Origin of the sequence: Streptomyces colwelliae (assembly GCF_048158785.1) — a bacterium.
Lineage (GTDB): Bacteria > Actinomycetota > Actinomycetes > Streptomycetales > Streptomycetaceae > Streptomyces.
Genome location: NZ_JBLTJC010000258.1, coordinates 1 through 15,124 on the forward strand (window position 1 = coordinate 1; position 15,124 = coordinate 15,124).

At 68.8% G+C, this 15,124-nt stretch carries 9 protein-coding genes; 1 reads left to right on the top strand and 8 read right to left on the bottom strand.

All coding sequences use genetic code 11. The features are described 5' to 3' along the window. From ACNFOC_RS37445 to ACNFOC_RS37480, 8 genes are all read right to left on the bottom strand, one after another. Positions 1-6,732 (bottom strand): non-ribosomal peptide synthetase (locus ACNFOC_RS37445; protein ID WP_416963483.1); only part of this gene is annotated, 6,732 nt, incomplete at its 3' end. Between the two features lie 312 nt (positions 6,733-7,044). After that, a complete protein-coding gene (locus ACNFOC_RS37450; protein ID WP_416963484.1) occupies positions 7,045-7,527 on the bottom strand; it encodes a YbaK/EbsC family protein in 483 nt (160 codons plus the stop codon). A gap of 377 nt (positions 7,528-7,904) precedes the next feature. Beyond that, positions 7,905-9,716, bottom strand: a complete 1,812-nt coding sequence (locus ACNFOC_RS37455; RefSeq protein ID WP_416963485.1) for an FAD-binding protein — start codon at positions 9,714-9,716, stop codon at positions 7,905-7,907. Between the two features lie 73 nt (positions 9,717-9,789). Continuing rightward, positions 9,790-10,602, bottom strand: coding sequence for a hypothetical protein (locus tag ACNFOC_RS37460; RefSeq protein WP_416963486.1), 813 nt, complete (start codon positions 10,600-10,602; stop codon positions 9,790-9,792). A gap of 323 nt (positions 10,603-10,925) precedes the next feature. Continuing rightward, complete coding sequence (locus tag ACNFOC_RS37465; RefSeq protein WP_416963487.1) at positions 10,926-11,693, bottom strand: thioesterase II family protein; 768 nt, start codon at positions 11,691-11,693, stop codon at positions 10,926-10,928. A 1-nt stretch (position 11,694) separates the two neighbouring features. After that, entirely contained in the window at positions 11,695-11,967 is a 273-nt protein-coding gene (locus ACNFOC_RS37470) for a phosphopantetheine-binding protein (RefSeq protein WP_416963488.1), read from the bottom strand. Then, the gene (locus ACNFOC_RS37475; RefSeq protein WP_416963489.1) at positions 11,964-13,586 is read right to left on the bottom strand and encodes an amino acid adenylation domain-containing protein; all 1,623 of its coding nucleotides are present in this window, start codon (positions 13,584-13,586) and stop codon (positions 11,964-11,966) included. Before ACNFOC_RS37475 ends, ACNFOC_RS37470 begins: the two co-directional genes overlap by 4 nt. After that, the gene (locus ACNFOC_RS37480; RefSeq protein WP_416963490.1) at positions 13,583-14,533 is read right to left on the bottom strand and encodes a chlorinating enzyme; all 951 of its coding nucleotides are present in this window, start codon (positions 14,531-14,533) and stop codon (positions 13,583-13,585) included. Before ACNFOC_RS37480 ends, ACNFOC_RS37475 begins: the two co-directional genes overlap by 4 nt. Before the next feature lie 305 nt (positions 14,534-14,838). On the opposite strand from ACNFOC_RS37480, the gene ACNFOC_RS37485 reads away from it, so the two are divergent. Further along, entirely contained in the window at positions 14,839-15,075 is a 237-nt protein-coding gene (locus ACNFOC_RS37485) for an MbtH family protein (RefSeq protein WP_416963491.1), read from the top strand. The last annotated feature ends 49 nt before the right edge of the window (positions 15,076-15,124 follow it).

Consider the following 15,124-nt stretch of genomic DNA (forward strand, 5'->3'; position numbering starts at 1 on the left):
CACACCCCCCGACCGCACCACCTCCCAAGCAACCGCCAGATCCCCCACCAACACCCGCCACGACACCCCATCCACCACCAAGTGATGAACCACCACCAACAAACGTCGAGCGGTGGGGAACCACAGCATCCGGACCATCACGCCGGAGAGGGGGTCGAGTTCGTCCGCCAGGGCGCGGGTCTCCGCGTCCAGCCGACGCTGCCACGGCTCCCCCGTGGGCATGCCCGTCCAGCCGGATCGCCGAATGAGTCCGTCGATCTCCAAGGGCCCGCCGGTCACGAGGCCAGCCTCGGGCTCGGGTACGAGTCGGGAGCGCAGAACGGCGTGGCAGTCCAGCACCGCGGAAACGGTCGCGGTGAGCCCGGCTTCGTCCACGTCCGGCGGCAGGGCCAGGACCATGCTCTGGGCGAATCCCGCCCGGTTCCCGCCGAGGCCGAGGACATGGCGGGCGACGGGCGACAGGGGCATCCAGCCAGTAGCTCCACCGTCGAGTTCGGCCAGCGAGGGGTCCTGTTCGGTTGCGGTGTCCGCGGCCTCGGCGAGGCGGGCGACCGTACGGCACTCGAAGACCTGCCTGGGGTCAATCCTGATGCCAGCCGCGCGGGCCCGGACCGTCACCTGGATCGATCGGATGCTCTCGCCACCGGCGGCGAAGAAGTCGTCGTCCACACCGACCCGGTCCAGCCCGAGCACCTCGGCGTAGATGGCGGCAAGAATCTCCTCGACCGCGGAGGTGGGTGCCCGGTACGTGTCCGAGGAGGTGCTCGGAGCGGGCAGGGCAGTGTCGTCCACCGTCCCGGACGCGGTCGTGGGCATCCGGTCGAGGATCACGATGGCCGCGGGCACCATGGGTGCCGGCAGCCGACGGGCCGCGAAGGCCCGCAGTTCCGCCGCGGACAGGCCGGCCGTCAGGTCGACATCGGCGGCGTCACCGCTGGACGGTATGTCTGCGACCACGTAAGCCAACAACCGCCATTCGCCCGGACGGCTCTCGTCCGGGCGTACGAGAGCCTGGGCGACCCCCGGGTGAGCGAGGAGCACGACCTCCACCTCGGCGGGTTCGACCCACAGACCGTCCACCTGCAAGCGCCGGTCGGCCCGGCCCACGAAGTGCAGCTCCCCGTCCTCGTCCCAGCGTGCCAGCTCCCCGGTACGGTACATCCGCGCGCCTGGGGTACCGAACGGGTCCGCCACGAACCGCTCGGAGGTGAGACCGGGACTGTCCCAGTACGCTCGCGCGACACCGGGGCCGACGACGTACACTTCGCCAACCGCGCCCGGGGGCTGCGGAGCGAGACCCGGCCCGAGCAGCCGCACGACAGCCCGAGCGGCCGGTACACCGGCGGCCGGCCATCCGATCGTCTCCGCACCGCCGTGCACACCGGCGACTGCGGGTGGGGCCGAGAGCCGGGCTGCCCAGGTATCGAGCCGCTCGTGTGCCGGCAGCTCACCGGGCAGGAACACTGTTCGCAACTGCGCCTCGGCGGGCGCTGGTTGATCGAAGAACGCCGGTTCGGCCGTTAGCACGGTGACGTCTTCGTCGACGACGAGCTCCCTGAGTTCCCCCACGGAGCGCGACACCGTGTCCGGCACGACCAGTGCACGGCCCCCGTGCACAAGCGCACCGCACAACTCCCGCACACCGGTGTCCGTCGTCGGCGAGTGCGACCAGGCCCACACGTCGGTCCGGCCGAGACCGCCGTCGGCCGCGTACGCGGCCGACCAGGACAGCAAATTGCGGTGGGTTACAGCGACGCCGTGCGGGTGTCCGTCCGGCCCGGACACATACAGCAGGAAGGCAAGCCCGTCAGGCCACGCACGGTCCGGTTCCGGGCTCTGTTCCCCGGTGTCGCCGTCCGGAAGGAACAGCCGTGGGATCCCGTACTCGGGCAATCCGGCCGCACTCGTCGCGTCGGTGATCACGAGCCGAGGAGCCGCTGCGGACAGGATGAGCCCGAGCCGCTCCATGGGATCGGCGGGGTCGATCGGCAGACAGGTGCCGCCGGCCTTGAGCACGGCCAGTGCGGCCACGGCCCACTCCGGCGAGCGCGGCAGGGCGATCGCCACCACCGTCTCCGGGCCGACGCCGTGCCCTGCGAGTTCACGGGCCAAGCGGTCGGCGCGGGCGTTCAGCTCCCGATAGGTCAGCCTCGACCGGCCCTTGGCGAACACTGCCACGGCAGCGGGTGCTTCGACGGCCCTGCGGGCGACCTCACCGCCGATCGTGCCTTCCGGTCCGGGCAGTTCGCTGCCTGCGGGGGCGTCGGCACGTTCGGCGGAGGTGCGCACCTCCGCCGCGCCCACCGGGCGGGCCGGGTCGGCGACCACTTGGCTCAGTACCTTGACGTACCGCCTGGCGATCGACTCGGCACCGTCCCGGTCGAACAGGTCGTCGGCATACTCGATCCCGCCGCGCAGCCCGCGCCCGTCGGGGGCCGGGCTCAGATGGAACAGGAGGTCGAACTTGGCGGTGCCTGTGGAGGCGAAGGTCCACCGCGCCGGCACGCCCGCGAGGTCGAAGCCGGGTAGTTCGTCCTGCCAGGCGAACATCACCTGGAACAAGGGGTGGTGGCTCAGCGAGCGCTCGGGATTGAGCAGTTCGACCAGCCGGTCGAAGGGTGCGTCCTGGTTGTCGTAGGCGGCCAGAGCCTTCGCCGCGACCTGCTCCAGCACCCGATGGAACGGCTGGTGCCCAGAGAGCCGTACGCGCAGTACCCAGGTGTTGACGAAGAAGCCGACCAGATCCGCGAGCGCGGCGTCGGTGCGCCCGGCTATGGGTGATCCGATGGCGAGGTCGTCGCCACAGCCCAGCTGGTGCAGCAGCACAGCGAGCGCGGACTGCAGGACGATGGAGGGGGTCACGCCATGGGTGTGGGCCATCTCCTCGACCGCGGTGCGCAGTTCGGGTGCGATGTCGAAGGCGACGAAGCCGCCCGTGTGACCGGCGACGGCCGGGCGGGGCCGGCCGGTCGGCAATCGCATCGGCTGAGGTACGCCCGCGAGTTCGGTCTGCCAGTACTCCAGTTGGCGCCGCAGCAGACCGTCTTCTTCCGAGCCGTCGGCCAGGAGTCGCTGCTGCCAGAGCGAGTAGTCGGCGTACTGCACGGGCAGGTCGGGCCAGTCGGGTGCCCGGCCGTGCAACCGGGCGGCGTACGCCTCGGACAGGTCGCGGCCCAGGGGCAGGACGGACTCCCCGTCGCCCGCGATGTGGTGCAGGACCAGGACCAGGGCGTGTTCCTCGGCGCCGAGGCGCAGCAGGTCGGCACGGATCGGCAGATCACGGGTGAGGTCGAAGAGCAGGCCAGCCGACTCTGTCACGGCCTGCTCGAACATCTCCGGCCGCACGGACACCACAGGCAGATCGATCGACGCCTCGTCCACCGGCAGCACCCGCTGATGGGCGACTCCCCCGTCGTCCTCTTCAACCACCGTGCGCAGCGCCTCGTGACGAGCCACGACATCGCGGAGTGCGGCGCAGAGTGCCACCTGGTCGAGGGGACCGGTCAGGCGGAACACTGCCGGAATGTTGTAGACGGGCGACGGCTCCTCGAACCGGTGCAAGAACCACAGCCTCTGCTGCGCGTACGACAGGGGCACGCGCGCCGGACGCGGTATCGGTCGCAGCGGCGGCCGTACGGGGAACGCGGTTTCCAGCCATTCGGCGATCTCGGCGACGGTGGGGCCGGCGAACACCACGCCGATTGAGACTTCGGCCTCCAGTTCGGTCCGGATGCGGTTGACAAGCCGGGTGACAAGCAGTGAATGGCCGCCCAGCAGGAAGAAGTTGTCGTCGATTCCGACATCGTCCACACCGGTCAGCTCGACGAAGAAACGCACAAGGGTCGCCTCGCGCGGTGTGCGCGGCGCGCGGTGGCGCTCGTCGGTGAGGTCCGGGGCGGGCAGCGCGGCGCGGTCCAGTTTGCCGTTCGGGGTCATCGGCAGCCGGTCCAGGATCACGAAGGCCGCGGGCACCATGAACTCGGGCACACGATCGGCCATGAAGGTCCGTACGTCGGCGGCGGTGAGCGCCCCGGTCGCGCCCACGTAAGCCACCAGCTGTAGTCCTCCGCTGGCCCCCGGGTCATCGCGGGTGACGACCACGGCCTGGGAGACGGCCGGATGCGCTTCGAGGGTCGCCGCGATCTCGCCCGGCTCGATCCGGAAGCCGCGGATCTTGATCTGGTCGTCGGCACGCCCGACGAACAGCAGCTCGGCGTCCGGCGTCCAGGTGACGACGTCTCCGGTCCGGTACATCCGCTCACCCGGCGCGCCGAACGGGCAGGCGACGAACCGCTCCGCGGTGAAGGCGCCGCGGCCGAGGTAACCGCGGGCCAGGCCGAGGCCGGCCAGATACAGCTCGCCCGAGCCGCCGGGCGGTACCGGCCGCAGTGCGCCGTCGAGGACGTAGACCCGGGTGTTGTCCATAGGCCGCCCGATCGGGATGTCGTCTCCCGGGCCCTCGTCCGTGCTCACCGGACGGCAGGTGGCGTAGACCGTCGTCTCGGTCGGTCCGTAGACATGTACGAACGATGTCCCTGGGCAGGTGCGGGCCGCGCTCCGGACGGCGGACGGGTTGACCCGCTCGCCGCCGGTCCATACCTGGGCCAGGCGGGAGAAGCAGTACGGGTCCTGTTCCGCGAGGAGGTTGAACAGAGCCGTCGTGACGAAGACCGCCGACAGGCCCGCATCGCCGACGAGTTGTGCCAAAGCGCGGGCGTCGAGGTCACCGGGCGGCGCGACGACGATCTGGCCTCCGTGCGTCAGCGGCACCCATATCTCGTAGGTCGAGGCGTCGAAGACGTAAGGGGACCGCAGCAGCACACGGTCGTGCCCGGTACGCCAGCGTTGGTCCAGGGCGAGGCAGACGATGTTCCGATGGGTGATACCGATCCCCTTCGGCACACCCGTCGAGCCGGACGTGTACATGACGTACGCGAGGCCGTCGGCCCGGGCGTCTCCGGCGACCGTCCCGGCCGGCAGCGGCCCCAGTCGGTCGAGCAGTATCGAGGGGCATGCCTGGGAGGGGACGACATCGGCATGCGCGGAGCAGGTGAGCGTCAGTACGGGACGGGTGTCCTGGACCATGCGCCGCACCCGGTCCGCTGGATGGCCCGGATCGATCGGCAGGTAGGCGCCGCCCGCCTTGAGGACGGCAAGCAGCGCCACAACCAGCTCCGCCGACCTGGGCAGCACCACCGCCACGACCGACTCCGTGCCGACGCCCCGGCGGTGCAGCTCGGCGCCCAGGCGGTCGGCGCGCTCCTCGAGCTCCCGGTAGGTCAGCGAAGTTCCTCCGTCGACCACGGCGACGGCTTCGGGCCCGGCGAGGGCCTGACGGTGTACCAACTCGGGCAGGGAGCACTCCGGCGTTTGCCTGAAGGTGTCGTTGGCTTCGTCGAGCAGGAGGTCGCGCTGGGCCGGGCGCAGCAGGTCGAACCGGCCGACGGGCAGGTCGGGCCGGGCCACCACGGCCCGGACGAACTCCACCAGTTCCTCCGCCAGTAGTCGCAGTTCGGCTACGCCGTAGAGCGAACGGGGTGCGTCCAGACGGATGTTCAGGTCGCCACTCGGGTGCCCGTCCCGGTACGCCGAGATGGTCAGCTCCTCGACGGCGCCCCAGGCGCCACTGTTGAGGTGCGCCCTGCTGCCGGCGAAGTCGAGTGCGGTGACGTACGGGATCACGTTGACGAGCACGCCGAACGGGCTGCGCGCGCCACCGACCGCGCCGACGCCGCGCTGGATATCGCTGCGGTGGTGACGCGCGTGAGCGAACACGACGCGGCGCTCGGCTGCGACGGACGCCGTGATCTCCGCGAAACTCGCGGAGACCGGCACCCGGACCCGCATGGGCACCACGTTCACGGTGAGGCCGGGGACGCGTTGCACAGCCTCATCTCGGTTCTTCGTACTGAGCGAGAACAGGAGCTCGTCGAGTCCGCAGCGGCGACCCAGATAGGCGGCCACAGCGGAAGCGAACAGGGCGGGCATCCGAACGCCCAGGGCGCCTGCCGTCTCCTCCCAGCGGGACGCCTCCTCCTCTGATACCGACACCACACGGCTTACCACGCCGACCGCGTCGGTCAATGCGACCCAGCGGTCGGGCCGTTCGGTCCGCTCCTCCAAGTCCGGCGGCAACAGCCTGCTTTCGGCGGCCCCGAGAGCCGGCAGCCGTGCCGGCGGCGTGTCCTCGGCCAGGTACTCCACCCAGAATCGCGCGTCGTCGTCGTACTCTGGCGAATTGCGATAGCGGTCGTCCGACTCGGCGAGCGCCCCGGGTCCTTCGAACCAGGGCTCGGGCACCGGCCGTCCGCGCACCATGGCGGTATAGATCTCGGCGGTCCGCCGGGACAGCAGGGAAACCACTCCGAAACCGTCGGTCACCGCGTGGTGGAACACCTGGATCAGCAGATGACGCGTGGGGTCGAGCCGGATGACGCCGACCCGGAAGAGGATGTCGTGCGCGAGATCGAAAGGGCGGCCGATCAGATCGCCCAGCAGGGAGCGGGCGGCCGACTCCGGATCCGGTTCCTCACTGACGTCGAGCACGAACGGGTCCAGCCGGTCGGGCGAGCCGATCACCTGGCGGAGTCCGTCCTCATGCTCCACGAAATTGACAAGGGCGGCGTCGGCCTCCCGGAAGACCTGCCCAATAGCAATTACGAGGGCATCCGTATCGATGTCTCCGAAAATATCCCAGATCATCGAAGCGTTGTTGGGGAACTCCGGCGCCATTTTCTGGGCAAACCACAGTCCCTGCTGTACCGACGATACGCCGAACGAACGCAAGGTTCCTCCCCCTCATTTGGGCTCGAATACCGGACCGACGCGGGCGTGCGTATTTCTACACTCACGCCGCTGCACCGACGCGTCAAGGAAGAAGCCGCGAAACCGCCGGGTCAACGGCACGGATTTACCGTCCCGTTGACAGGACACGATTGCGCTATTATTCCTGCACGAGGAAATGCCACAGATACGGCACCCAGCAGGCAGTGAAAGGGGAGAAAGAGAGGCCCGACCCGATGAATTCGGGTCGGGCAGAAACCGTCACGTCGCCGTCGCGGCCACTACGATCGGGGACTCCAGGGTCTTGAGCTGCTGAGGGTCGAGCACGACCGAGCGGTGCAGCACGCCTGCGTTGAAGAAGATCCTGCGCTGGGCCAGCAGGCGCGCGTCCATGCTCAGCGGAATACCGAAGATGGAGCCGACGGACGGCAGTTCGCCGAAGGAGCAGCCAGTGGCTTCGGCGAGTTCGCCGGCATTCGCCATCCTCAGCCGCTTGGCATCCAGAACCTCGGCCAGTGCGTCGAGATCGCCACGCTGGTCACCCGGGAGCGAGTGAAGGACAAGGTCCTTCCCACCAGCCTTGCGGTAACGACGCAGCAACAGCGCCTTGGCCTGTTCGTGGAGTTCGGAACCCACTACCCGACTGTATTCCTCGGCAGAGGCGGCCGGCGGGTGCTCGATCTCCTCGAACCGTACTCCGTTCTCCGTGAAATACTCGATTAACCGGCGGTAAGCCTCGCTCATTCCGATCCTCTGTGGTCGCCATGGTCGACGGATGTCCCGGCGTGAACCGGGGCGCCCACCGTAGCGCAGCCCGAACCGGCCACCCGCCGCTCGCGAACCAGCTCAGTGATTCACATGAATCCCTATCTGGCATGGGACCGACGACGGTCCCCTCCCCGACGACGGCGCCTGTTCGCCGTCCACCATGAGCGCGCTGCGGACGATGTCAGCATCTTCGGGTCGGAGAATGAATTCGAACCGGACATGCTGTCCGGGCCGTCCGTCGTTGGAGCCGAATTCGATGTGGAACGAGACTTCCCGGTTGGCCGCCAGACACACGACCAGCGCTCCGTCGACGACGCCGGGAACCGGGACGGGTCGGCTGCCACTATGACTCATCAGGTATTTCCTCTCACCAGCAGGGGGGAGCTGCGTGGCAGACCGTGCTTTTCCAGGGCCGTCACGAGACGCGGCAGGGCGGTACGCCAGTCCGCGACCACCGCGACATCGACGGCGTCGAACAGCGGCGCCGCGGGATCGCTGTTAATCCCCAGGACCAGACCCGCTCCACAGGCACCGGCCATGTTCGCGAACTTGCCACTGGTGCCGATGGCGACGTACAGCCGCGGCGCCACACTGCGCCCCGTGACCCCGATCTGGCGGGCGCGTGGCTGCCATCCGCGGTCGGTGACCTTGCGTGTGGCGGCGAGTTCGGCGTCGAGAGCGTGGAGCACCGGGTCGAGCAGCGGATAGTCCTCGGGAGGCACCGCCGCGCCTACGCAGACGACGGCCCGGGCGCCCGCGAGTGCATCGAGGTCGTCGTCGAACACCCGGAAGACGAGACGCGGTCGACCTCGCGGTGGGACGAGCAGATCAGGCCGGGAAGTCGCTGCTGCGGCGCGCGGTTTCAAGAGGTGCAGGGCACCGCCGCGGACCGTGACGAAGCAGGTCGCCGACCGGCAGGTGACGGCGACGACCAGTTCGCCGCTGAACGCCGGTTTCCAGCAGACGAGTTCGCCCTGCGCGTCGGTGTCGACGTCGATCGCGTCACCCACCAGGCCCGCCGAGAGACGGACAGCCGTCCGTCCGGTGATCTCCCGCCCCCACATGGTCGAGGCGGCCATGACAGCCCACGGCGACCGGGCGAAGCACCACGCGGCGAGACCCTCGGCAATGTCCTGCTCGGCGTACGAGCCCACGACGGCGCGGACCTCGTCGGCTCCCCAGGAGCCGGCCAACTCCGGTGGCGGCGGCGCGGGTCCGAGGAGAGTGACGCGTCGTCCGGTGGACGCGCCCAGAACGGCGGCACGGCCCAACATCTCGCGGGTGAGCCGGTCACGGCCCGGTTCGGCGAGCACCACGATCCCGGCGGCGTCGGTGTCACGACCGGGCTCGGGCACGGGCGGCAGCGACGGCTCGGCGTCGCGGTCGAAGGCGCCGAGTTCGGCCAGCTTGACCACGGCCCGCTCGACCTGGGTGTCGACGTCTCCGTCGAAACGCAGGCGCAGCCGGGTCGTGCTCAATCGCCGGCTGGCGCCCACCACGGTCCTGCTGGCCGCGTCGCCCCAGGGACCCGGACCCAGCGCAGCGTCCAGACGCGTGATGCGGTGCGCGGACACCGCCGCGCACGCGGCGAATCCGGCCTTGGCCGGGTGGATCAGACGCTCCGCACAGCTGAGCAGTGCCGGCATGGGGAGTTCGGTGCGCAGCCACCCGTCGTCGTGTTCGCAGCGGACCTGCAGGGTGTCGTCCCGTACGGCCAGTTCGCGCACTCCCGCCGCCATGGGCAGTCCGAGCAGTTCGGCGATCTGCGCCGGTGTCTGACCAGTCTCCGCATCGACCGAGTTGCGTCCGCACACAACGAGGTCGAACGGGCCCAGTCTGCACAGTGCCGCTGCCAGGGCCCGGGCGGTGGCCAGGGTGTCGCTCCCGGCGAATGCCGCGTCGCTGATCAGCACTCCGCTGCCCGCTCCGCAGGCGACCGCCTCGCGGAGGCAGTCCTCGGCGGCGGGCGGCCCAAGGGTGAGCACGACGCACTCACCCCCGGACTCGCGGGCGAGTGCCACCCCCTGGGCCACGGCGCGCCGGCAGTAGGGGTTCATCTCCAGCCCGTGCCCGGTCCGTTCCAGCCTGCCGTCGCGCCCCAGCCGCAGGCTCTCGAAACTCGGCACCTGTTTGACGAGAGCGGCGATCCGCAACGGACGCACCACAGTCGTGCCCCTTCCGCGTTCGAGGTGAGAGCCGGGGACCCGTCTCCTCGTGAGTGACGGGCCCCCGGTCCGGTCAGACCGAGGCGAGTTCCGTCGCCGGCCGACCGGAGGCCAGCAGCGCGCTGTCGAGGACGTCCCACAGGGCCACCAGTGCCTCAAGGAAGGCGTCGACGCCCTCCAGGACCAGAGCCTCGGTGTCCTCGTCGAGCACGGAGCCGACCGCCGCGATGGCATTCTTCTCGTGCTGCTGCTCGGCACCGATCTCGCCCCAGTGCTCCAGCAGGTAGTGCATCTCCCCGTCCTCCAGCGACGCCTCGTAGATGCCGGCGTCCACGAGCGCCGTCTTCTCACCGGGGATCAGATGGCGGTTGGAGATCATCTCCAGGGCGAGGGCGGTGCCGAGATTGCGCAGGGTGGACTCGCGGTCCACCTGCTGCCGCCGGTCGAACACGGCCCTTGCCCGGCGGGTCTGGGCCAGCAGTCCGGTCTTCGGGTCGTACCCGGGCAGGTTCTTCAGCAGCTGGTCGGAGAACTCCTTGAGTCCCTGCTCGACCAGTTCCTGATCGTAGAGATCTCCGAAGACGACCTGACCAGCGGCCCGGTTCACGATGTACCCCGCCATGGTGGCGAGTTCGGGGCCGTGGTTCTCCTCGCTCTCGATGATCTCCTGGAGCAGTGTGCTCTCCTCGGAGAACTTGTGCACGGCCAGCGCCTCAGGGAACTTCCCCCCGGGACGGGTGGCGTCGCAGAAGGTACGGATCTGGTGGAACAGCGCTCCCACCACCACGCTCTCGGGCCGGGTCGCTGCCCAGTGCTCGAAGATCGGGTGGCTGTAGCAGCGATGGCCGCGAACGCGGCTGATGAGGTCGTCGATGGCGATGGGCATGGCACAGCGCTCCTCTTGGCGATTGATGATCGATTCCTGGTCGGTGTCCCGAATACCCGGGAAATGGCATCGGGAATGGCACGGCAGAGTTCTCCGGTGAAATTCCAGCAGATTGACACATCGCAAAAAGAGGTTGGTTCGCCGATTCTAGCTCATTCCTCAATACTGACGCCGCCTACGGCTGACGAATCCACTTCACCGTCCGGTCGACAGGACACCGAAATGCAGAATAGGAAATGGGGAAGGAGGCTTATTCGCCATGGCAAATCGGCATTCACCTGTACTGGGGGCTACCACCGGGTTCTCCCCCGGCACGGCGTGATTCACGAGCGAGCCGGGTCTCCGATCAAGACGGCGGTCAAGTCGTCGACAAGTGCACCGACCACGCGGTCCGCATGGTCCCGAACGAAGAAGTGGTCTCCCGGGAAGCGCCGCACGCCGAGGAAGCGCGTGGTGTGGTGGCTCCAGCCCGCCATGCGGTCGACCGGGGTCACGGTGTCGGCGACCCCGCCCATCGCTCGCATCGGCACGGCCAGTGGCGCTCGGCCGACGCGGGGCTCGTACGTCCGGCACAGCTGGAAGTCGGCCCGCAGTACCGGCAGCATGAAGGCCAGGACCTCCGGGTCCGACAAGACCTCGGAAGGCACTCCCCCCAGTCGCCGCAGCCTGTCGATGAAACGGTCGTCGCTCGCGGCCGGGTCCGGAAGCCGCTCGACCGGTATGCCTTCCACCAGCCACGAGGCCGATGTGTAGAGCGTCGGCGGGGGCAGCCCGCGCCGTTCCAGGGCCAACAGGAGCTGATAGGCGATCAAGGCTCCCATGCTGTGGCCGAACAGGACGTAGGGCGGTCGCAGTTCGGGGGCGAGGGCGCCCGCCAGGGTGTCCGCGGCCATGGCACAGTCGGTGAAGGGCTGTTCCGGATGCCGCCCATGCCGCCCCGGCAACCGGATCGCCCGCAACTCCACGGAGGGCGGCAGGTGATCGGCCCACGCCCGGAACATCGTCGAGTCCCCGCCGGCGCACGGCAGGCAGTACAGCCGCACCGAGGCCGCCGGACGGGGGACGGGGACGGAGTACCAGGGCGACGACACCTCAGCCGCGTCCCGTCGCCTCGTCGACGGCCCGAGCCAGGCTGCGCAGTTGGGGGTCCTCGTACACCTGGTCCGGCGTCAGGACCTCCGGCCCGAACGCCTTCTCCACGCGCTGGAGGAACTTGATGGCGGTGAGAGACGTGCCTCCGGCCTCGAAGAAGTCGTCCTCCGTGCCGACATCGGGGCGGTCGAGCAGATCACACCACATCTGCGCGAGCGTCGACTCGGTCGGCGTCATCGTGTGCCTGGCAGTCTCTCGGGTCGCTTCGCTCATGGGCTGGGCTCTCCTGATCTCGCGGGCGAGGCATGTGCGGTGAGCAGGGCATGGCGGTCGATCTTGCCGTTGGGCGTCAGCGGGAAGCTGTCGCAGAGGTGGATCTGCGCCGGCACCATGTAGCGCGGCAGCTTGGTCGCCAGATGGTCCCGGAGGCCCACCGGTGAGGCACCCTGGCCGAGCGGTACGACGAACGCCATCAGGGACTTGTCGCCGCGGTTGTCCCGCACGGCCACGCAGCTCTGCTTCACCAGCGGATGACTGTTCAGATGGTGGGTGATCTCGCCGAGCTCGATACGGAAGCTGTTGATCTTGACCTGGTCATCCCGCCTGCCCTCGAACACCACGTCGCCGCTGGACAGCAGCCGTCCCAGATCACCCGTCCGGTACAGGCGTTCCCACACGCCGTCGATACGGCGGTGGACGAAGGCCGCCCGGGTGAGATCCGGACGTCCGAGGTAGCCGGCCGCCAGGCCGTCGCCCGCCAGGCAGATCTCCCCGATCTCGCCCGGTCCGCACAACCGCCGGGCATCGTCGGCGAGCACATAGAGCCGGGTGTTCTGGATCGGCCGTCCGATGGGCAGCGGCGCGTCCTCGCGCGGCGGCTCGTCGACCGGGAACCAAGTCGCTATGCAGGTGCACTCGGTCGGCCCGTACAGGTTGACGACGCGACCCGGCCCGTAGGTCCGTACGGCCTTGGTCATGTGCCGGTGCGAGTGCGCCTCGCCGCCGCTGGTGATGGTCGCGACCGTCTCCAGCGCCTCCGGGGCCTCGTCCACCACCGAGTTGAACAGGGCGGTGGTCAGCAGCAGGATCGTGACACCGCCCTCTTTGATGACCCTTTCGAGGTGCGACAGCCGGATGGACTCGGCCGGGTACATCACGGACGTCCCACCGTTCAGCAGCGCACCCCAGATCTCCCAGGTCGCGATGTCGAAGGTCACGGGTGTCACCTGGAGCACGCGGCTGTGCTCGTCGAGCCGCCCGTACGTCGCCCCGTGCACCAGCCGGACGATGCCTCGGTGACGGATCGGCACGCCCTTCGCGCGGCCTGTCGAACCCGAGGTGAAGTTGATGCACGCGATGCTCTCGGGTCCCGCAGGGCAGACCGGGTTGGTGGCGAGCGGCCGCAGCGAGGCTTCGTCCACTCCGGTCACGCGGCAGCCGGATCCCTCAAGCCGCTCCTCCAACTCGCGCGCGCGGTCGCCGAGCAACCGCTTACAGCCGGCGTCCTCGAGAACAGCGGCCAGCCGCTCGTCGGGCCACTGGAAGTCCACCGGCACATACGTTCCGCCGCATTTGAGGACAGCCAGCAACGCCACCAGCATCTCCGGGGACCTGGCCACGCACACCGCCACGGGCGTGCCCTCACCGACGCCGTCCCGGGCCAGGTCGCCGGCCAGCCCGTTGGCGAGTCGGTTCAGCCGCCGGTAGCTCAGCGCCCGGTGGCCCTGGAGCACGGCAGTCGCGTCCGGCCTGTGGTTCGCCCAGAACTCGAAGAGTTCCACCACGCTGCTGTCCCGGGGGTAGGGCGCCTCGGTCCGGTTGATGATCCGGTGCAGGGACAGCGCGGCCTCGGAACAGACAACGGCTTCGGTGCCGGGCTCGTCGGTCTTCACCGCACCTCGAAGGGCACACCGTTGATGGTGCGGTCGACGAAGCGGTTGTGGCCGAACCCGTCCTTGCCGGAGACGAGCACGCACCCCCACTTCTCGAGGCTGACCTCCACTCCGTACTCGGCGAGGGTCTCCTGGTACGGGTACACGCGCACCGCGGTGGGCACGTACCGGGCTGTGAAGCCGAGGCGCATCTGGTCGGTCAGCCCGCTGTGAGGGTGCGACGCGTGCATGAGCGTGGACCAGAACATGATCGCCTGCCCCTGGCGCATGACCATCGACTTCGCCTTCGACTCGTCCGGGGTCCAGTCAGGGTCCTTCTGGAGCTGTCGGTAGTCGTAGCCGTAGAAGCCCCGCCGTACCCCGTTCTTGACGCTCTGGTTGATGCGGTCGGCGTCGTACTCGATGGCCTTGTTCTCGTCGTAGTTCATCGTCCGGTGCGAGCCGGGGATGAACTGGAGGCAGCCATTCTCGATCGTCGAGTCCGTGAAGGCGGTCCACACAGTCAGGGCCCCGCCGAAGCCGGCGTCCTCCGGCCAGACGATCTGGGGGTGCTTCCCCACATTGGCGAAGTTGTCCGCCTGGTGCCAGTCGGTGCCCTCGTCGCCGGGGTACTTCGGAAAGAACTCGGTACGCCAGCACAGGGCGTCGGGACCGAGCACACTGGCCACACGGTCGACGATCTCCGGCCGCGTGATGTGCCCGGCGAGGAAATCGACGTCCAGGTGGCGGTCGTAACTGGCGAGATTGGTCGTGCCGGACAGCGCGTCCCCCTGGTGGTAGACGCCCCGCCGGCTGTCGATGAGCTTGGGCCGCATGGCCCGGAGTGCCGACTCCATTTCATCGGGTCCGTATACGTCGAAGGGGCCGATGAATCCATCGCGCTGAAACTGATCGAGTTCTTGCGCGCCCAGGCTGTGGCTGACGGCCGCGCCCACGGAATTTGCCATGTGGCATCACCTTTCCGAGACTCTTCGCAATGCGAGCGGCGCCATCTGGTCGCCATCGGTGCTCAGAATGCGGGGAGTTCACCGCATTACGCGCCGCAGGGTTAGACCATAGTGCGTGTGCCGGTCCGGAGAGAAGGCTTTCGCGACACCTGGCGACCTCGTAACAATGGGCTTGCGTTTCACGGCAGTTGCGGCTGTCCGGTCCACAGGACATCGAGAAATGTGACAGCACTTACGTCGGCGGTGAGCGGCGTGCAAGAATTCCCCGAGTGTCGACGCCGAGCAGCGAGAATCGGAGTTGAATCATGAGTGGCAACCCCTTCGACGACGAGGACGGGCGGTTCTTCGTCCTGGTGAACGACGAGGAACAGCATTCCCTGTGGCCGACGTTCGCCGAGGTTCCGGATGGCTGGCGCGTCGTGTTCGGCGAGGACGGCCGCAAGGAATGCCTGGATTACGTCGAGGAGAACTGGAAAGATCTGAGGCCCAAGAGCCTTCAGGATGCGATGGCAGCCGACCAGGTCGCCAGCGACAGCGCATAACAATGTGACACACGGGAAAGGGCGGGTCCCGCGCGAAGAGCGCGGGACC